This window comes from Acuticoccus kandeliae (genome assembly GCF_003073115.1).
Genome location: NZ_QBBV01000002.1, coordinates 614,430 through 633,193, shown reverse-complemented (window position 1 = coordinate 633,193; position 18,764 = coordinate 614,430). Strand labels below are relative to the sequence as shown.

Here is an 18,764-nt window from a genome sequence, read left to right as displayed (position 1 = left end):
AGAAGAATGGCAACTGAAGTCAAAGTTCCCGACATCGGCGATTTCACCGACATTCCGGTGATCACCGTCATGGTGAAGGTGGGCGACGTCGTCCAGAAGGAAGACGCTCTGATCGAGCTCGAGAGCGACAAGGCCACCATGGAGGTGCCCTCGTCGGTGGCCGGCAAGATCACCGAGATCAAGGTCAAGGAAGGCGACCGCGTCTCGGAAGGGTCGGTGATCATGCTCATCGAGGGCGAGGGCGCGGCCGACGGGGCGAAGGCCCCGGCGGCGGAGGCGCCGAAGGAGGCGCCCGCCGCCGCCCCCGCCCCCGCAGAGACCGCCGCGCCCGCCGCCGTCACCGACGCCGGCCGCGGCCGCGTCCACGCCTCTCCCTCCGTGCGCGCCTTCGCCCGCCAGGTCGAGGTCGACCTCAACATTGTGAACGGCTCCGGCCGCAAGGGGCGGATCCTGCGCGAGGACGTCATGCAGGCGCTGAAGTCGCGCTCCGCTCCGGCGTCCGCTGCGGCCGGTGGCGGCGCGGTGCAGGGCGGCATGGGCATCCCGCCGATTCCCGCGGTCGACTTCTCCAAGTTCGGACCGGTCGAGAATGTGGAGATGAGCCGGATCAAGAAGATCTCCGGCCCCGCCCTCCACCGCTCGTGGCTGAACATCCCGCACGTCACGCACAACGAAGAGGCGGACATCACCGAGCTCGACGAGTACCGCAAGGAACTCGACACCGAGGCGAAGGCCGACGGCTATCGCGTGACGCTGCTCTCCTTCGTCATCAAGGCGAGCGTCGCGGCGTGCAAGAAGCACTGGGAGTTCAACTCCTCGCTCCACCCGGACGGCGACAAGCTGATCCGCAAGGGCTTCTACAATATCGGCTTTGCGGCGGACACGCCGGGCGGCCTCGTCGTCCCCGTCATCAAGGACGCCGACCGCAAGGGCATCGTCGAGATCTCCAAGGAGCTCGGCGATCTCTCCAAGCAGGCCCGCGACGGCAAGCTGAAGCCGGCCGACATGCAGGGGGCGACCTTCACGATCTCCTCGCTCGGCGGCATCGGCGGCACCTCCTTCACCCCGATCGTCAACGCGCCGGAGGTCGCCATTCTCGGCCTCACGCGCTCCAAGATGGCCCCGGTGTGGGACGGGTCGGCGTTCGTCCCGCGCAACATGCTGCCGATGAGCCTCAGCTACGACCATCGTGCGATCGACGGGGCGTTGGCGGCGCGCTTCTGCGCCCACCTCAAATACCTCCTCGCCGACGCGCGCCGGCTGATGCTCTAGGGAGGCGATGATGGACGTCAAAGTACCCGACATCGGTGATTTCGCCGATGTGCCCGTCATCACCATCATGGTCGCCGTTGGCGACAAGGTGGCGGCGGAAGATCCGCTGATCGAACTCGAATCCGACAAGGCCACCATGGAGGTGCCGTCCCCCGCGGCCGGCACCGTCAAGGCGATCAAGGTCGCCGTCGGGGACCGCGTCGCCGAAGGGACGGTCATCCTTGAGCTCGAGACCGCCGACGGCGCGTCGACGGGCGATTCAGGCGGCGGCAAGAAGGCCGATGCGCCCGCAGCCGCGCCCGCCAAGAGCGCCCCGGCCGCGCCCCAGTCGGTCGCGGCCACCGGCACCGCCTCCGGCAAGGGCGATGTCCATGGCGAAATCGTCGTCCTCGGCTCCGGCCCTGGCGGCTACACGGCCGCCTTCCGGGCGGCCGATCTCGGCAAGTCGGTCGTCCTCATCGAGGCGAACCCGACGCTCGGCGGCGTCTGCCTCAATGTCGGCTGCATTCCGTCGAAGGCGCTCCTCCACGCCGCGAAGACCATCACCGAGGCCGAGGAGATGGGCTCGCACGGCATTTCCTTCGGCAAGCCGTCGGTCGACATCGACAAGCTGCGGGGCTGGAAGGACAGCGTCGTCAAGCAGCTCACCGGTGGCCTCGACGGGCTCGCCAAGGCGCGCAAGGTCAAGGTCGTGCGCGGCTGGGGCAAGTTCACCGGGCCCAACATGATCCGCGTCGAGGGTGAGGGCGGGGCGACCAATGTCTCCTTCGATTCCTGCATCATCGCCGCGGGCTCCGAGCCGGTGACGCTGCCCTTCATCCCGCACGACGATCCGCGGGTGATCGATTCCACCGGCGCGCTGGAGCTGGACGGTGTGCCGAAGAAGCTCCTCGTCCTCGGCGGCGGGATCATCGGCCTCGAGATGGCGTGCGTCTACGATGCGCTCGGTGCCTCGGTCACGGTGGTCGAGCTGATGGACCAGATCATGCCCGGCGCCGACAAGGACATGGTCAAGCCGCTCCACACCCGCATCTCCAAGCGCTATGCGGGCATCCTCCTCAAGACCAAGGTCACCGCGGTCGAGGCGGGGAAGGACGGGCTGAAGGTCACCTTCGAGGACGAAGCCGGCAAGACAACCACCGACACGTTCGACAAGCTCCTGTGCGCCGTCGGCCGCCGGCCGAACGGCAAGCGGATCGACGCAGAGAAGGCGGGCGTCGCGGTGGACGAGCGCGGCTTCATCGCGGTCGACAACCAGCAGCGCACAGGCGTTGCCCACATCTACGCGATCGGCGACGTCGTCGGCCAGCCGATGCTCGCCCACAAGGCGGTGCATGAGGGCAAGGTCGCGGCGGAGGTGGCGGCCGGGAAGAAACGCGCCTTCGATGCGCGGGTCATCCCCTCCGTCGCCTACACCGACCCCGAAGTCGCCTGGGTCGGAATCACGGAGACCGAGGCCAAGCGCGACGGCATCAAGTACGAGAAGGGCGTCTTCCCCTGGGCCGCCTCCGGCCGCTCGCTCTCCAACGGGCGCTCCGAAGGCATCACCAAGCTGCTCTTCGATCCGGAGGACGACCGCGTCATCGGCGGGGCGATCGTCGGCACCAATGCCGGCGATCTCATCTCCGAGGTCGCGCTCGCGATCGAGATGGGGGCGGACGCCGTCGATCTCGGCCACACGATCCACCCGCACCCGACCTTGTCGGAGACGGTGAATTTCGCGGCCGAGATGTTCGAAGGGACGATCACCGACCTGATGCCGCCGAAGAAGCGCGGCTGACGATCCGGCGGGCGAGGGGGAGCCCTCTCGCCCGCCGCCAGCGCGCGCGGCGCGCCGTTTCCTCCGCCTCGCCCCGGTGCTATGCCGGCCGCGACCGGCGCGCGCCATCACGCGGCGCACGACGCCGAGGGACTGAGGAGCGAGACAGGACATGACCCAGAATCACATGCGCATCGCCGTGATGGCCGGCGACGGCATCGGCAAGGAGGTCGTGCCGGAGGGGCTGCGCGTTCTGGAGGCGGCGGCGAAGAAGTTCGAGCTCGCCCTCCACTATGACGAGTTCGATTTCGCCTCCTGCGACTACTACGCCAAGCACGGCAAGATGCTGCCGGACGACTGGAAGGCCAAGATCGGCGGCCATGACGCGATCTTCTTCGGCGCGGTCGGCTGGCCCGCGACGGTGCCGGACCACGTCTCGCTGTGGGGTTCGCTCCTCCAGTTCCGCCGCCAGTTCGACCAGTATGTGAACCTGCGCCCCGCGCGGCTGATGCCGGGTGTCGCCGCCCCGCTCGCCGGCCGTGCGCCCGGTGACATCGACATGTGGATCGTGCGCGAGAACACCGAGGGCGAGTATTCCTCCGTCGGCGGGCGCATGTTCGAGGGGACCGAGCGCGAGGTCGTCATGCAGGAGACGGTGATGTCGCGCGTCGGCATCGACCGTGTGCTGCGCTACGCCTTCGAGCTTGCCCAGAAGCGGCCGCGCAAGAAGCTGACCTCGGCGACGAAGTCGAACGGCATCTCGATCACGATGCCCTATTGGGACGAGCGCGTCGCTGAGATGGCGAAGGCCTACCCAGACATCGCCGTCGACAAGTACCATATCGACATTCTGTGCGCCCATTTCGTCCTGAACCCGGACCGGTTCGACGTGGTGGTCGCCTCCAATCTCTTCGGCGATATCCTCTCCGATCTCGGCCCCGCCTGCACCGGCACGATCGGCATCGCCCCGTCCGGCAACATCAACCCGGAGGGGGAGTTTCCGTCCCTCTTCGAGCCCGTCCACGGCTCGGCGCCCGACATTGCGGGGCAGGGGATCGCGAACCCGATCGGCCAGATCTGGTCGGCGGCGATGATGCTGGAGCATCTCGGCCACGCCGAGGCGGCGGCCTCGATCCTCACCGGGATCGAGCGGGTCCTCGCCGAGCCGGCGCTGCGCACACGCGATCTCGGCGGCAAGGCCGACACGGAGACCTGCGGCAAGGCGGTCGCCGACGCGCTCGGCTGACCCTATTGCGGCTCGGCGGCCGTGCGCGGCCGCCGGTCGGGCGCTTCCGTCTCCCAGATGCCGTCCGCGACGAGCTTGTCCGTCACGCTCATGCACAGCTTGGAGATTTCTTCCGCGGCGCGGGTGCTCGCCCGCGTCAGCGGCCGGGCGAGGCAGACGGAGCGGCGGATGCGCGGCTCGCGGATCGGGACGGCGGTGCATTCGCCAAGCGCCAGGCGCTCGTGAAGGGCGCTGCGGGTGAGGATCGCGACGGCCTTCCCGCTCGCCGCGATCTTCTGCGCGACATGCAGCGAATCGATCTCGGCGACGATGTTGAGCGCGATCCCGTGGCGCATCGCGACATCGTTGATGAGGTGGCGCAGCGAATGGGGGAGGGCCGGCAGCACCAGCGGCATGCGGCTCACTTCTGCGAGCGTCACCCCGTCGGCGTGCGGGGCGAGCATTTCTTCCGACCCCACGAGCCACAGGCCCTCGGTGAGGAGCACGTCGACATGGAGGGCGGCCGTCGGCTTCACGTCGTAGAGGACGGCAAGGTCGACCCGGCCGGTCTGCACCCATTCGAGGAGAAAGCCGCTCAGCGACTCGATGATGTGGAGCTGGACGCGCGGATAGGCTTCGAGCGCGGCGAGCACCAGCGGCGTCGCGAGGAGCACGCTCGCCGAGGTCGGCAGCCCGATGACGACGCGCCCGGTGATCGCGCCGCCGCGCGCGCTCGTGACGTCGTAGATGGAATCGACGCGGTGCAGGATGTCGAGCGCCGCCGCATAGAAGCGCTCCCCGTCGGCGGTCATGATGACCCCGCTCGACGTGCGCACCAGGAGAAGCGTGTGCAGCATCGTCTCGAGCGATTTCATGTGCCGGCTCAGCGCCGGCTGCGCGATTCCGAGATGGCGCGCGGCCTTCGACACGCTGCCGGCCTCGGCGATGGCGACGAAATAACGGAGAAGGCGAATGTCCATCGCCCCATACCGCACCGGCATGGCCTGTAGATCAAGACGATATTTCCCGATGGCCCGGCCCGCGTGACAGACTGCCCCCAACAACGAACAGAAGATTGAGGGGAGGGTATGGATCAGCCTGGCTGGCCGAACGAGGAATCCGCCGACGCGGCCAACGCGCATCGCCCGCTCGACGGGGTGCGCGTCATCGATCTGTCCCGGCTCGTCGCGGGCAACGCCATCTCGCACGTGCTCGCCGATTTCGGCGCCGAGATCATCAAGATCGAGCATCCGATCCGTGGCGACGATCTGCGGCGCTGGCTGGTCGACGGCATCCCGACCTATTGGAAGGTCTATTCGCGCGGCAAGAAGAGCGTCACGCTCGACTATCGCCAGCCGGAAGGGCACCGCCTCCTCCTGGAGCTGATCGGACGGGCCGAGGTGCTGATCGAGAATTTCGTGCCGGGCGGCCTCGAAAAATACGGCCTCTCGCCCGAGACTCTGCACGAGATCAACCCGAAGCTCGTGATCGCGCGCGTCTCCGGCTGGGGGCAGAGCGGCCCCTATAAGGGCCGGCCGGGCTTCGGCACGCTGGTTGAGGCGATGAGCGGCTTCGCGGCGCTGAATGGTTTTCCCGATCGTCCGCCGACGCTTCCCCCCCTCGCCCTCGCGGACATGATCTGCGGCCTCTACGGCGTCGGCGCGGTGCTGATGGCGCTGCGCGAGGTGGAGGTGAATGGCGGCAAGGGGCAGATCGTCGATCTGTCGCTCTTCGATTCCATCTTCTCGATCCTCGGCCCGGAGGCGGCGAACTACCGGATCACGGGCAAGACGACGCCGCGCCTCGGGAGCCGCTCGGCGACCTCCTCGCCGCGCAACGTCTACCCGACCAATGACGGGAAGTTCGTGGCGCTGTCGGCCTCGATGCAGTCGATGGCCGAGCGCCTCTTCCGCGTGATCGGGCGGGCCGACCTCATCGACGACCCGCGCTTTGCGACGAACAGCGATCGCCTCGCCCATGCCGAGGAGATCGATTCCATCATCGCCGAATTCATGGGCGCGCGCTCGCAGGCGGAGAACCTCGCGATCTTCGAGGAGGCGGGCGTCACCGTCGGCCCGGTCTGCGACATCGCCGACCTGATGGACCACCCCTTCATCAAGGGGCGCGAGGTGCTGGTCGACATCGAGGATGCCGAGATGGGCCAGATCCCCATGCACAACGTGGTCGCGCGCCTCTCCGGCACGCCCGGCCGGATCGCGGCGCCCGCGCCCGATCTCGGCGCGCACAATGACGAGATCCTGGCCGAGATCGGCCTCGACGAGAGTGACCTGACCCGGCTCAGAGAAGCCGGCATCATCCGATAATCATCTGGGAGGAATCACCGAAATGTGGACACCGATTTCACGCAGAGTGGCGCTCGCCTGCGCGCTCACCACGAGCCTCGTCCTCGTCAGCCCGTTTGCAGAGGCGGCCGAGACGATCCGCATCGGCTTCGCCTCGGGCGCGGTCGGCCCGCACGCCTCGGGCGCGAACGGCTTCAAGGAGAAGCTCGAAGAGCTGGCGCCCGGACGCTTCAAGGTCGAGATCTTCCCCGGCGGCTCGCTCGGCGGTGAGCGCGAGATGGCCGAGAGCGTCCAGCTCGGCAGCCTCGAGATGGCGATTACCGGCACGGCGGTCCTCGGCAATTTCGTGCCGGACATGATGATCGCCGACATCCCGTTCCTGTTCCGCGACTACGACCATGCGCGCGCCGTGATGGACGGCCCCGTCGGCCAGGAGCTGATGGAGAAGATGCGCCAGGTCGGGCTCGTCGGCCTCGGCTTCGGCGAGGTGGGCTTCCGCCACATCACCAACAACGACCACGCCGTGGACGGTCCTGAGGACATGCACAACCTCAAGATCCGCACCATGGAGAACAACATCCACATCGAGGCCTTCCGCCAGCTCGGCGCGCAGCCGACCCCGATGTCGTGGACGGAGGTGCTGACCGGCCTCGAGCAGGGGACGATCGACGGGCAGGAGAACCCGCTCTCGATCATCGTGTCGGCGAAGCTGTGGGAGACGCAGGACTATCTCTCGCTGACCAAGCACGCCTTCACCCCGGTCGCCTTCTACATGTCCCCCACCTTCTTCGACGCCCTCTCTGCCGAGGACCAGGAGATCATGCGCGAGGCGGTGAAGGCCGGGCAGGCCGCGAACCGCGCCTATGTGGACGAGAGCGAGCGCACCGGCCTTGCCACCATCAAGGAGCACGGCGTGCAGGTGGACGAGACCCCCGACATGGACGCCTTCCGCGCCGCGATGGCCCCGCTCTATGAGAAATATCGGGGAGAGTTCGGCTCGCTGATCGACGAGATCCAGGCGCAATAATGACCACGTCCCGCATTGGCGCCACGCCCGCGGGGATGGCATTGCGCGACGTCGTCCGGTGGATCGACCGTGCCTTCTGCGGCACGGTCGAGGCGGTCGCCATGCTGTGCATGGCGGTCTACGCCTCGCTCTGCTTCTACCAGGTGCTGGCGCGCTTCCTCATCAACGCGCCGGCGACGTGGACCGAGTCCCTCACCCGCGCGCTGATGATCTGGAGCGTCTATCTCGGCGCGGTCGCGCTGTTCCGGCGCGGCCTCCTCATCTCGGTCGACTACCTCCATTCCATGACGACCGGCTGGCGTCGGCGCGCGCTCGACCTCTTCCATTTCATGGCGGCGTTCCTCGTCCTCGGCGTCGCGTCCTATTATGGCTTCCAGCTCGTCTGGCGCGTGCGCTTCCAGATCATGGCGGGCGTAAACGTGTCGATCGCCTACGCCTATCTGGCGGTCCCGGTCGGGGCGCTCTTCTGCATCGTCGGCCTCATCGCCCATCACATCGAGCTTGCCCGCGGCACGGCGCAAGACGCCACGCCGATCGAGTAGGGGAAGGTCATGCTCGGATCCATGATCGGACTGATGCTGGGCGGCTTCGCGCTCAGCCTGCCCATCGCAGTCGCGCTCGGCCTCGCCGCGCTCGCCGGGATGCTCCTCTTCACCACGCTGCCGCCCCTCATCTTCGCGCAGCAGCTCTTCACCGCGCTCGACAAGTTCGCCCTCGTCGCGGTGCCGCTCTTCATCCTCGCCGGCAATCTGATGCAGGCGGGCGGCATCTCGCGCCGCTTCATGGATGTCGCGCAGGCGCTCGTCGGCAACATCCGCGGCGGCATGGGCGCGACCTGCGTCATCACCTGCATGATCTTCGCGGCGGTCTCCGGCTCCGGCGTCGCGACCACCTTCGCGGTCGGCGCGATCCTGATCCCGGCGCTCGTGCGGGGCGGCTATCCGGTGCCCTTCGCGGCTGCGCTCCAGGCGACCTCGGCCGAGCTCGGCGTCATCATCCCGCCCTCGATCCCGCTGATCCTCTACGCCGTCTCGGCGGAGGTGTCGGTCGGCGACCTCTTCATCGCGGGGCTCGGGCCGGGCTTCCTCATCGGCGGGGCGCTGATCGTCACCGTCCTCATCTGGGCGCACTTCCGGCGCGACACGCTGGTGACGCCGGATGACGGGCTCCCGCTCCTCGCGGCGCTGCGCCGCGCGTCGGCCTCGCTGCTGACGCCGGTGATCATCCTTGGCGGCATCTATGGCGGCGTCTTCACGCCGACCGAGGCGGCGGCGGTCGCGGTGTTCTACGCGCTCTTCGTCGGCATGGTCGTCCATCGCGAGCTGAAGCCCTCGGATCTCCCCGACGTGCTGCGCCGCTCGCTGCGCAGCTCCGCCTCGATCATGCTGATCATCTCGACGGCGGGCGTCTTCAGCTACCTCATCAACCGCGCCGGCATCCCGGCGACGATCGGCGAGTGGCTCGCGACGAACATGGACAGCCCGGCGATGTTCCTCCTCGGGATCAACATCGCGCTCTTCATCATCGGCATGTTCCTCGAGACCTCGGCCTCGATCATCATCCTGACGCCGATCCTCGTGCCGGTCGCGATCCATTTCGGCATCGACCCCGTGCAGTTCGGCATCATCGCGGTGGTGAACCTCGCCCTCGGCCTGATCACGCCGCCCTTCGGGGTGAACCTCTTCGCCGCCTGTCAGGTGGCCGGGACGACGGTGCAGTCGATCATCCGGCCGATCCTGATGTTCGTCTGCGTGCTCATCGTGTGCCTGATGATCATCACCTACGTGCCGGCGATCAGCCTGTTCCTCATTCGTTGAGCCCCGGCCGGCGCCCCGCCGCCGGCCGCGCGCGCTCCTCCACAGGAGACCTCTTCATGAGCCAATCCGAGACCGGATCGCCCCCCGCGCCGCGGTCCTATCTCTTCGTGCCGGCGACCAGCGAGCGCAAGCTCGAGAAGGCGTTCGCGAGCGCGGCGGATGCGGTGATCATCGACCTCGAAGACGCCGTCGCGAATGCGGAGAAGCCGGCCGCGCGCGAGACCGTCGCGCGCGTCCTCGCCGCGCCGCTGCCGCGTCCGGTCTTCGTGCGCGTCAATGGGCTCGGCACGCCCTATTGCTGGGAGGACCTTGCCGCCATCGCCTCGCCGCACATCACCGGCATCGTGCTGCCGAAGGTGGAGGCGGCGTCCGACCTCCTGACGGCCGACTGGGTGCTCTCCCAGCACGAGGCGGGGAAGGGGCTTGCCGTCGGCGCGATCCGCGTCCAGCCGATCCTGGAGACGGCGAAGGGCGTCCAGAACGCGCCGACCATCGCGACGGCGACGGCCCGCACGGACCGCCTCTTCTTCGGCGCGGTGGACCTTGCCGCCGACATGGGGCTCGATATCAGCGGCGACGAGGGCGCGGTGCAGTCGGCCCGCTGGGCGATCGCGCTCGCCTCGCGCGCGGCGGGGCTGCCGGGGCCGGTCGACACCGCCTACGTGAACATCAAGGCGATCGACCTCCTCGTCGCCACCGCCGGGCGCGCGCGGGCGATGGGCTATACGGGCAAGGCCTGCATCCATCCCGACCAGATCGCCCCGGTCAACACGGCCTTCTCGCCGACGGCCGAGGAGATCTCCAAGGCCGAGCGCATCGTCGACGCGTTCGACGCGGCGGAGCATGCAGGCGCGGCCGCGGTGTCGGTCGACGGGATGATGGTGGACTATCCGGTGGTCGCCTGGGCGCGCGGCGTCCTCGCGCAGGTACAGGCGCGGTGAGGGACGGGGCCATGGTCGAATTCACACCCCGCCACGTCCCGGTCCGCCACGACTGGCTCGCCGATACGCAAGAGGCCGCGATCGATCCGGCGCGCGTGATCATCGACCCGCACCATCACCTTTGGGAGCGGCCCGAATCCCCCTATCTGGCGCCCGACCTCGTGAAGGACCTGAAGGCCGGCCACAACGTGGTCGCGACGGTCTATGTCGAGGCGCACGCGCATTATCGGGAGGGTGGCGACCCTCTGCTGCGCCCGATCGGCGAGGTGGAGTTCGCCGCCGAAGTCGGCCGCGTGGCGGCGACGACGCGGGGGACGCCGCGCATCGCCGCCGGGATCATCGGCACGGCCGACCTCAACGCTGGAGCGCGTGTCGGCAAGGTGCTGGATCTCATGATCGTCGCCGGGGAGGGGCGCTTCTGCGGCATCCGGTCGAGCTCGGTGCATCATCCGGACCCCGAGGCGCGGGGCTCGATGCTGAACTATCCGCCGGGCGTCCTCGAAGGGCCGGCGTTCCGCGAGGGGCTCGCCGAGCTCATGCGCCGCGGCCTCACCTTCGATGCCTGGATGTACCACACCCAGCTCGACGACGTGATCGACCTCGCGCGCGCCTTCCCGGACCTGCCGATCATCCTCAACCATGTCGGCGGCGCGATCGGGATCGGGCCCTATGCCGACAAGCGCGACGAGGTCTTCGCGGTCTGGCGCGAGGCGATCCTGCGGGTCGGTGAGTGCCCGAACATCCGCGTGAAGATCGGCGGGCTCGGGATGCGCCTCTTCGGGTTCGGCCTTCACGACCTGCCGAAGGCGCCCTCGTCGGAGACGGTGGCGGAGGTGCTACGGCCCTATGTCGAGACGGCGATCGAGGCGTTCGGCCCGGACCGGGCGATGTTCGAGAGCAACTTCCCCGTCGACAAGGGAAGCTTCTCCTATGTCGTCTTCTGGAACGCGCTGAAGCGGATCACCGCCGCGATGAGCGAGGACGAGAAGACCGACCTTTTCGCAAGGACCGCCGCGCGGACCTACGCGCTCCCGGTGCCCGAACTCGGCGTCTGAGGCGAACGGCCCCCGGCGGGATACCCGCCGGAACCCAGCGCGAGACGCCCGATCCGGCGTCTTGCGCGGCGGTGGAGGGTGCTGCGTGAAAGTTCGTGCGCATCGCCACAATCGCGCCGCAATTGCGCTGCCCCGTGTGTTCACCGTCTGTTAGGATTGCCTGAAGGCATTTCTCGCCGGTGTCGCGTTCATAGGGTCAGCCGCGCAATGCTGGACTTCACCTCGCTCTTGTTGTGCGTCTCGCTGTCGGCAGGGGCCGGCGGCCTGATCCTCGTGATGTCGTGGGTGAGCGCGCGCGACGACGCGTTTTTGCTGACGTGCGCGCTCGGCGCGCTGCTGATTGCAACAAGCACCGTCTTCTCCGCCTTCTATGTCCGTCATCACGAGACGTGGATCGTCAGCCTCGCCTATTTATTCCTCTTGTGCGGCCTCGCGACGATCTACGGCACGGCCTGGGAGGTGCGGCACCGGGCGCGGGCCTGGCGTGCGATCGCGGTCGCCGCGATCATCGCGGTCGGGGTCTGCGTGCCGTTCCACGCGGTCGGCTATAACGGGCTCGGCTTCGTCTTCGGTTTTCTCGCCGCGATCGTCCTCCATGCCCTTATCGCGTACAATTACTGGTCCGCGCGGGAGGAGTCGCCGCTGACGCTGACGGGTCTCGCGGTGGTCTACGGCCTCGTCGGCCTCACCTTCGTGCCGCGTGCGCTCCTCGTCGCGCTCGACGGGAAGATCGTGATGGACGGGCCGCCGCAGAATTGGGCGCAGACGGTGGGGCTCGCGGCCGTGGTCGCCGCCGCGCCCGTGCTCGCCGCGCTCACCATCGTCTTGAACCAGCAGCGCCTGGTGCGCGTCCACCGGGCCGAGGCGCTGACCGATCCGCTGACGGGCCTGCCGAACCGGCGCGGCCTTTATGAGAGCGTCGGGCCGATCGCGCGGCCGGCCTCGCTCGTCCTCTTCGACATCGACCATTTCAAGGCGATCAACGACACGCACGGGCACGCGGTGGGGGACGAGGTGATCATCCTCTTCAGCCGCGCGCTGCACCGCTCGCTTGAGCCGCACCAGCTTCTCGCCAGGCTCGGCGGGGAGGAGTTCGTGCTCCTCGACTGGGGCGGGGATCCGCAGCGGATCGTGGCGCAGGCAGAGACGGTTCGCGCCGCGTTCGCCGAGTGCGTGACCGCCGAGCTTGCGTTGCGCTGCACGGTGAGCGGCGGGGTCGCCTCGGGGACGGTCGATGCGGGGGGCCTCTCAGGCCTCCTCGCGCTCGCGGACCGGGCGATGTATCAGGCCAAGCGCGACGGGCGCGACCGCCTCGCGGTCGACCGGCCGCTCGCGCTCGCACGCTAGAGCATCCCGCGCGCGTTCGAGCGCGGACAAGGCGGTCTCGCTCTTCGTTGTCGAGCGAGAGCCGCTCTCGGTGAGGACCGGCCGCGCGTGCCGCCGGCCCCGGCAGGCCAGTCGATCAGGGCTCGTTGGAGCGGCGGGCGGCCTCGAACAGGAACCAGACCCGGCCTTCCGCCTCGTCGATGAGGTTTTCGAGGAGGCTCGCCGTGCCGACATCCTCGTGCTCGTCGCACAGGGAGTGGACCTCGCGCATGCTGGCGATGAGGGCGCCGTTGTCGTCGCGCAGCTCGGCGAGCATGTCGAGCGGGGTCACGAAATCGGCGTCGTTGTCGAGGAGGCGCTGGAGGCGCGCGATGTGCCCGATGGAGCGCAGCGAGGTGCCGCCGAGCTTGCGCGCCCGCTCGGCGAGGGCGTCGGTCGACCCATAGATCTGCGCGGCCTGGTCATCGAAGAGGAGATGATAGTCGCGGAAGTGCGGGCCGGAGACGTGCCAGTGGAAATTCTTGGTCTTCAGCGTCAGCGCGAAGAAGTCGGCGAGGAGGGCGTTGAGCGCGCCGGAGATGTCCGCCGTCGCCTTCTCCGAGAGGCCGGTGGGCGTCGCGAGCGCGGCCTTCTTCCGACGGGCTGCAGAGGGTGCCATGTTCGTCTCCCGTATGTGTCCCGCGCCGTTGCGGCGGGGGCGGTTGAACGTGACGACAGCACCGCGGCCTCGTGGGGAACGGGCTCGGCCGGCGCGTCGTCCTCCTCCAAAGATGGGCCTCGCAGGCGGCGTCGGCCACTATGCTTGCGTATTGGTCATGTTGACCCGGAGGCCGCCGGACGCGGGGTGCGTCGCGGCGGCGCGCGGTGCCGGGCGGGCGGTCAGTCGGTCCAGATCGTCGCCCAGTCCTTCTTCATGTCGACGACGAGCCAGCCTTCCTTCGCCGCATCGTCGAGCGCCTGGTTGAGGACGCCGATATGGCCCTCGCGGTCGTAGGCGAACTCGCGCTCGGCGTCGGTGTGGTGGACGATGAGGCCGAAGCGCGGACCCTCGCCGGCGGTGACATATTCGAGCATCTGGTAGTCGCCGTCCGAGTTGCCGGCCGCGAAGATCGGGCGCACGCCGATGAAGCGCTCGATGCCCACCGGTTTGCCCACCTTGTCGTCGAGGAAGGAGAGGCCGCCCTCCTTCATGAGGGACGGCACGCCGTCGCTGACGACATATTTCGTCGTCCCCTCCGAGCCGACGACCTGGTGGACGGGGATGTTGTAGGCCTCGGGCGCGATCGCGCGGATGAAGTCCACCCCGCCGCCGGAGACGATGTAGGTCGTGAAGCCCTCGTCGCGCAGATAGCGGAGCAGCTCGTTCATGGGCTGATAGGTCATGGTGGCGAAGGTCATCCCGGTCGTCGGGTGTTTCGCGGTCGTCAGCCACTCATGCGCGTCGGCCTTGAAGTCGTCGACGCTGAGACCGGAATGGGAGACGTTCACGATCTCGAGGAGGCCCTTCTCGCCGCCCGCCATCGCGCCCTTCATGTCGCCGGCGGCGGCGGCCTTCAGCGTGTCGGAGGTGAGGATGGAGGGGTCGGCCTTCGCCTTCTCCTTCAGCCTGTCGAGGGCGTAGAGGGCCTGGAAATAGGCCGGCTGCTCGGACCAGAGCGTGCCGTCATTGTCGAAGACGGCGATGCGCGCCGCTTCCGGTACGTAGGTCGGCGCGGCCGGATCGATCACGCTTTCCACGAAGGCGATGATGGACGCCTTCGCCTCCCCCTCGTTCCAGGAGGGAAGCGGGTCGTTACCGGCGAAGGCGCTGACGGAGTGGAGCGTCGCCGTTGCGATGGCGATGGATGCCACGAGCGCACGATGGGGGATCGCGAGGGTCATGTTCGGCCTCTGTGTTCGTGAGCCGGCGGCCGGATCCGGAGGACCCGGCCGCGCGCTGGCGGGAGAGTATCAGTTTCCGGACGGCAGGCCGATGGTGATGCCGCCCTTGGCGAGCGCCTCGCGGGCCCACTGGAAGCGCTCATACTCGGTGATCGTGATCGGGCCGGTGTACGTCTCGCTCTGCAGCTTGCGCGGCGGATACTGGACGTAGGTCTTCATCAGCTTCGCGATCGCGTCGTTCGCCGGGATCACCGACCAGGTGCTCTCGGTGAAGTTGGTCATGAAGACGTCGTAGCGCTCCTGCGGGTCGGCGAGGAGGTCGAAGGCCTGCGGGATGGTCGCGACGTACTTGGAGGGGCCCTTCCAGCCGAGATTGGTGTCGACCGCCATGCCGCCGGTCAGCGCCCCGTCATCACCGCGCAGGTTGAAGACGAACTTGAAGTTGCCATAGCGGACGGCGCCGGGGGTCAGCTCGTCCTCGGTGAAGTAGAACCATTCCTTGCGGTTCGGCGTGCCTTCGCCGGTCCAGACCGGGGTCATGTCGTAGCTGTCGAAGATGATCGGCTGGCCTTCGCGGTCGTTCTTCGGAAGCTCGGTCCCGGCGATCGCGGCGAAGGTCGCCATCAGGTCGAGCCCGCCGACGATGTCGTCGCTGCGCGTGCCGCCCTTCACGTGACCCGGCCAGCGCACCATCGAGGGAACGCGGTTGCCGCCCTCGCGCACGGTACCCTTGGTGCCGCGGAAGGGGGTGTAGCCGGCGTCCGGATAGACGTCCTGCCAGGCGCCGTTGTCGACCGTGTAGAAGACGACCGTGTTGTCGGCGAGGCCCAGCTCGTCGAGCTTCTCGAGGACGTTGCCGACGCGCGTGTCGAGCTCGACCACGGCGTCCGCATAGTCGGACTTCGAGATGGATTTACCCTCGAATTCCGGCGCGGGCATGTTGGGCTGGTGGTTCTTCATGAAGTTGGCGTTGATGAAGAAGGGCGTGCCCTTGTCCTTCGCCGCGTCCTCCAGGAACTCGATCGTGGCCGCCTCGACATATTTGTCGAGGAAGGGGATGCCGACGACGCCCTTCTCCGGGGTGTCGACATATTGGCCGTTGACCTTGAAGTCCTCCTTCGCGCTCTCGCCCGCGTTGCCGGAGAGCGAACCCTTCGTCACGCTCTCGAACATTTTGCGCAGCTCCGGATCCATGGCCTTGTGCCAGGTCGGGTCGGTGTAGGTGTAGGCGTTGAGGTGGTAGAGGAAGGCGTACTTCATGACGTCGTAGCCCTGCGCGTTCGGCAGCGCATAGTCCGCCTCGCCCAGGTGCCACTTGCCGGTGAAGTAGGTCTTGTAGCCGGCCTCTTTCAGCATCGAGCCGAGCGTCCATTCCGCCTTCGGCAGGCCGCCGCCCTGGCCCTGGAAGGCGACCGTCGTCATGCCCGAGCGGTTCGGGATGCGGCCGGTCTGGATCGCGGCGCGGCCCGGCGTGCAGCTCGGCTGGCCGTAGAAGTTCGTGAAGATCATCCCCTCGGAGGCGAGCTCGTCGAAGGCGGGGGTGGGCATCCCGCGCGCCGCGCCGCCGAGATAGGGGCCGAGATCGCCCCAGCCGGTGTCGTCCGACACGATCAGGAGGATGTTGGGCTTCGTCGCGGCGGCCGGCGTCGTCTGCGCCCCGGCGTGCGTCGCGAGGGTCGCGCCAAGGCCGAGGGCGAGCGCCGGGAGAATGGCCCGGAGCGAGGCAGCGCTTCGCCTCGATGAGGCTCGGCGGGGATCGGTGGGTTGGTGCATCGGACTTGTCTCCGTTGAGGACGGGAACGCGACGGCTTGGACGTCGCGGGACAGCGGACGGAAGCCGTCAGGGGCGCAGGCTCGGCTGGGTGGTGCGGTCGAGGATGGCGCCGAGTTCCAGCTCCAGCTCCTGGGCGAGGCGGGCATATTCCTCGCTCCGGCGCGCATCGCGGTGTCCGCCGCGGCGCCAGTGTTCGCGGGCGTCGAGGGCGTCCGCGTAGTCGGCGCAGATGGAGCGGAAGACGGCGTCGTGCGCAAAGCAGCGGCGGATCGCGAGTTCGCGATGCGGGAAGCGCGCGACGATCGCCTTGATTGCGTCCACGGCACCAGGTCCACCATCCCGCGGGCGCGACCCTTCGTGCGTCCCGTCTGGTTGTTGTTCTTTTGACGGCGCGACCTTTGGCCGGAGACGGGATGTTGAGAAGGTACGAACAGGTGCGAACAGGGAGCCTACGCGCGCTGGGCGGCCGCCGGCCTCGGCCGCCTTCGCTCGCCCATTTGATGCGTGTCAAAGCCCGGACACGTTTGGTTGTGTGACGGTAGATTTCCCTGCCGCTGGCGCTGTATCAGTTGGTGGGACCGGGAGGACGGATCGTGCCGTTGTCGAACACCGCCGCGGATGAGATGGGCACGACCGGCCCTTCGACCGGCGCGGTAGAGGCCGAACTCGCGAAGATCCTGTCGAGCCCGCACCTCGAGGCGAGCGAGCGGCGCAAGGCGTTCCTGCGCTTCATCGTGGACGAGACGCTCGCCGGGCGCAGCGCGGGCCTCAAGGGGCATGTGATCGCGGTCGAGGTGTTCGGACGCGACGAGACCTTCGATTCCGCCAACGACCCCGTGGTCCGGCTGGAGGCCCGGCGCCTCAGGCGCGATCTCGACAGCTACTATGTCGAGGCCGGCCGCAACGACCCGCTCCGCATCACCATCCCGAAGGGCGCCTACGTCCCCCATTTCGACTGGAACGGGGGCGCGCCGGTCCCGCCAGCCGCGCCGGTCGAGGCCCGTCCGCCTGAGCCCGAGCCCGCGTCGACGGCCGAGCCTGCACCCGTGCCACCGGTCGCACGGCCCGCGCGGGCGTGGTGGCGGCGGCGTTCGACGCTCGCGGCGGGTGCGCTTGCCATTCTCCTCGTCGTGGCGTGCGGCCTCTACGCGGTCTGGCGCGACACGCCAGTGCCGATCGCGGCGAGCGAGGCGGAGCCTGCGGTCTATGTGCGTCCGTTCGAGGCGCTCGGCTCATCCGACGACGAGCGCTATCTCGCCGCCGGCATCAGCCAGGAGCTGATCGCCGACCTCATGGGCTTTCGCGGCTTTCGCCTCTACGGCAACCCCGTCGCCGAGCTGCCTGTCCCGGAGGGGCCGCGTGCCGCCTACACCGTCAGCGGGAGCGTGCGCCAGGACGGGCAGTCGGTCCGCGTCTCGACGCAGCTTCAGGATGCGGCGAGCGGGCAGATCCTGTGGTTCGGCACCTACGACAAGCCGCTCGACCCCAAGGCGCTGATCAAGGTGCAGAGCGACATTGCGGCCGAGATCGCCACCATCCTCGGCCAGCCCTACGGGATCGTGAGCGACGATCTCAACCGGCGCACGGCCGAGGCTTCGGTGCGCGAGATGACGAGCTATCTCTGCGTCCTGCGCGCCTACACCTACCGGCGCTCCTTCTCCAAGCCCGCCTATGATGCGGTGACGCCGTGTCTGGAGCGGGCGACGGTCCGTGACCCGAACTACAGCGACGCCTGGGCGATGCTCGGCTGGCTCTATCTCGACGGGGGCCGCTTCGAGTTCGCGGGGGCGGGCGAGGTCGAGGCGCAATATGAGAAGGCGCGCGTCGCGGCCGAGCACGCGGTCCAGCTGGAGCCGAACAACGTGCTGGCGTTGAAGGCGCTCTCCTCGATCCAGCATTATCGCGGCCGGTTCGAGGAGGCGGAGGCGCTCGCCCGCCGCGCGGTCGCGCTCAATCCGAACGATCCGGACACGCTCGCCCAGCTCGGCTGGCGTCTCGCGGTGCGGGGCCAGTTCGAGGAGGGGATCCCCCTTCTCGATCGCGCGATCGGGCGGACCGTCGATCCGCCCGGCTGGTATTTCCACCTCGTCGCCATCGACCAGTATCTGCGCGGCGACTACCACGCGATGCTGCGCACGGCCGAGCGGTCGGCGGTCGACGGGTCGGGCATCAGCCAGGCGCTGATCGCGATCGCGTGCGGCGCGCTTGAGGACGGGCCGTGCGCGCGCGGGGCGCTCGACCGGCTTGCCACCTATGGCGTGATCGCACGCGACCCGGCCGCCTATTTCCACCGCCACGGGGCGACGGACGAGATCGTGAAGGCGCTCTCAGCCGGCCTTGCAAGGGCGAGCGAAGAGGCCTCCAGGGTCTAGGTTTCGGACCCA

General features: G+C 68.4%; 16 protein-coding genes. 11 read left to right on the top strand and 5 right to left on the bottom strand.

The annotated features are described in order from the left end of the window. Window positions 1-6: 6 nt before the first annotated feature. From aceF to DBV35_RS15550, 3 genes are all read left to right on the top strand, one after another. The gene (gene aceF, locus DBV35_RS15560) at window positions 7-1,272 is read left to right on the top strand and encodes a dihydrolipoyllysine-residue acetyltransferase (protein WP_108661227.1); all 1,266 of its coding nucleotides are present in this window, start codon (window positions 7-9) and stop codon (window positions 1,270-1,272) included. Between the two features lie 7 nt (window positions 1,273-1,279). Beyond that, entirely contained in the window at window positions 1,280-3,052 is a 1,773-nt protein-coding gene (gene lpdA / locus DBV35_RS15555) for a dihydrolipoyl dehydrogenase (RefSeq protein ID WP_211099989.1), read from the top strand. 151 nt (window positions 3,053-3,203) lie between these two features. Then, window positions 3,204-4,277, top strand: a complete 1,074-nt coding sequence (locus DBV35_RS15550) for a tartrate dehydrogenase (protein ID WP_108661226.1) — start codon at window positions 3,204-3,206, stop codon at window positions 4,275-4,277. Between the two features lie 2 nt (window positions 4,278-4,279). Here the strand turns inward: DBV35_RS15550 and DBV35_RS15545 are convergent, their stop codons facing one another. After that, on the bottom strand, window positions 4,280-5,236 hold the full coding sequence (locus DBV35_RS15545) for a LysR family transcriptional regulator (RefSeq protein WP_170134954.1): 957 nt from the start codon (window positions 5,234-5,236) through the stop codon (window positions 4,280-4,282). A gap of 108 nt (window positions 5,237-5,344) precedes the next feature. Here DBV35_RS15545 and DBV35_RS15540 point away from each other — a divergent pair, with 108 nt between their 5' ends. The 7 genes from DBV35_RS15540 (at window position 5,345) to DBV35_RS15510 (ending at window position 12,746) form a co-directional block, all read left to right on the top strand. Then, a complete protein-coding gene (locus DBV35_RS15540; RefSeq protein WP_108661224.1) occupies window positions 5,345-6,580 on the top strand; it encodes a CaiB/BaiF CoA transferase family protein in 1,236 nt (411 codons plus the stop codon). Window positions 6,581-6,602: 22 nt separating this feature from the next. Beyond that, a complete protein-coding gene (locus DBV35_RS15535; RefSeq protein ID WP_108661223.1) occupies window positions 6,603-7,586 on the top strand; it encodes a TRAP transporter substrate-binding protein in 984 nt (327 codons plus the stop codon). Between the two features lie 41 nt (window positions 7,587-7,627). Beyond that, window positions 7,628-8,128: a TRAP transporter small permease gene (locus DBV35_RS15530; protein WP_157961782.1), complete on the top strand. Its 501-nt coding sequence runs from the start codon at window positions 7,628-7,630 to the stop codon at window positions 8,126-8,128. 9 nt (window positions 8,129-8,137) lie between these two features. After that, window positions 8,138-9,403, top strand: coding sequence for a TRAP transporter large permease (locus DBV35_RS15525; protein WP_108661221.1), 1,266 nt, complete (start codon window positions 8,138-8,140; stop codon window positions 9,401-9,403). A 56-nt stretch (window positions 9,404-9,459) separates the two neighbouring features. Beyond that, window positions 9,460-10,344 carry an HpcH/HpaI aldolase/citrate lyase family protein gene (locus tag DBV35_RS15520; protein ID WP_108661220.1) on the top strand — a complete coding sequence of 295 codons (885 nt, stop codon included), beginning with the start codon at window positions 9,460-9,462 and terminating at the stop codon, window positions 10,342-10,344. 11 nt (window positions 10,345-10,355) lie between these two features. Next, on the top strand, window positions 10,356-11,399 hold the full coding sequence (locus DBV35_RS15515; protein WP_108661219.1) for an amidohydrolase family protein: 1,044 nt from the start codon (window positions 10,356-10,358) through the stop codon (window positions 11,397-11,399). A 207-nt stretch (window positions 11,400-11,606) separates the two neighbouring features. Then, window positions 11,607-12,746 (top strand): GGDEF domain-containing protein, encoded by a 1,140-nt coding sequence (locus DBV35_RS15510; protein WP_108661218.1) that lies wholly within the window; start codon window positions 11,607-11,609, stop codon window positions 12,744-12,746. Window positions 12,747-12,861: 115 nt separating this feature from the next. On the opposite strand, the gene DBV35_RS15505 is transcribed toward DBV35_RS15510, so the two are convergent. From DBV35_RS15505 to DBV35_RS15490, 4 genes are all read right to left on the bottom strand, one after another. Beyond that, window positions 12,862-13,383 carry a Dps family protein gene (locus DBV35_RS15505; RefSeq protein WP_108661217.1) on the bottom strand — a complete coding sequence of 174 codons (522 nt, stop codon included), beginning with the start codon at window positions 13,381-13,383 and terminating at the stop codon, window positions 12,862-12,864. 221 nt (window positions 13,384-13,604) lie between these two features. Then, entirely contained in the window at window positions 13,605-14,606 is a 1,002-nt protein-coding gene (locus DBV35_RS15500) for an HAD family hydrolase (RefSeq protein ID WP_108661216.1), read from the bottom strand. Window positions 14,607-14,675: 69 nt separating this feature from the next. Further along, on the bottom strand, window positions 14,676-16,379 hold the full coding sequence (locus DBV35_RS15495) for an arylsulfatase (RefSeq protein ID WP_108661215.1): 1,704 nt from the start codon (window positions 16,377-16,379) through the stop codon (window positions 14,676-14,678). Between the two features lie 67 nt (window positions 16,380-16,446). Beyond that, on the bottom strand, window positions 16,447-16,701 hold the full coding sequence (locus DBV35_RS15490) for a hypothetical protein (protein WP_108661214.1): 255 nt from the start codon (window positions 16,699-16,701) through the stop codon (window positions 16,447-16,449). A gap of 272 nt (window positions 16,702-16,973) precedes the next feature. On the opposite strand from DBV35_RS15490, the gene DBV35_RS15485 reads away from it, so the two are divergent. Further along, window positions 16,974-18,752 (top strand): hypothetical protein, encoded by a 1,779-nt coding sequence (locus DBV35_RS15485; RefSeq protein WP_170134953.1) that lies wholly within the window; start codon window positions 16,974-16,976, stop codon window positions 18,750-18,752. Window positions 18,753-18,764 lie beyond the last annotated feature (12 nt).

Coding starts and splice junctions, on each gene's coding strand:
- aceF (WP_108661227.1), top strand. CDS start 7: ATGGCAACTGAAGTCAAAGTTCCCGACATCGGCGATTTCACCGACATT.
- lpdA (WP_211099989.1), top strand. CDS start 1,280: ATGATGGACGTCAAAGTACCCGACATCGGTGATTTCGCCGATGTGCCC.
- DBV35_RS15550 (WP_108661226.1), top strand. CDS start 3,204: ATGACCCAGAATCACATGCGCATCGCCGTGATGGCCGGCGACGGCATC.
- DBV35_RS15545 (WP_170134954.1), bottom strand. CDS start 5,236: ATGGACATTCGCCTTCTCCGTTATTTCGTCGCCATCGCCGAGGCCGGC.
- DBV35_RS15540 (WP_108661224.1), top strand. CDS start 5,345: ATGGATCAGCCTGGCTGGCCGAACGAGGAATCCGCCGACGCGGCCAAC.
- DBV35_RS15535 (WP_108661223.1), top strand. CDS start 6,603: ATGTGGACACCGATTTCACGCAGAGTGGCGCTCGCCTGCGCGCTCACC.
- DBV35_RS15525 (WP_108661221.1), top strand. CDS start 8,138: ATGCTCGGATCCATGATCGGACTGATGCTGGGCGGCTTCGCGCTCAGC.
- DBV35_RS15520 (WP_108661220.1), top strand. CDS start 9,460: ATGAGCCAATCCGAGACCGGATCGCCCCCCGCGCCGCGGTCCTATCTC.
- DBV35_RS15515 (WP_108661219.1), top strand. CDS start 10,356: ATGGTCGAATTCACACCCCGCCACGTCCCGGTCCGCCACGACTGGCTC.
- DBV35_RS15510 (WP_108661218.1), top strand. CDS start 11,607: ATGCTGGACTTCACCTCGCTCTTGTTGTGCGTCTCGCTGTCGGCAGGG.
- DBV35_RS15505 (WP_108661217.1), bottom strand. CDS start 13,383: ATGGCACCCTCTGCAGCCCGTCGGAAGAAGGCCGCGCTCGCGACGCCC.
- DBV35_RS15500 (WP_108661216.1), bottom strand. CDS start 14,606: ATGACCCTCGCGATCCCCCATCGTGCGCTCGTGGCATCCATCGCCATC.
- DBV35_RS15495 (WP_108661215.1), bottom strand. CDS start 16,379: ATGCACCAACCCACCGATCCCCGCCGAGCCTCATCGAGGCGAAGCGCT.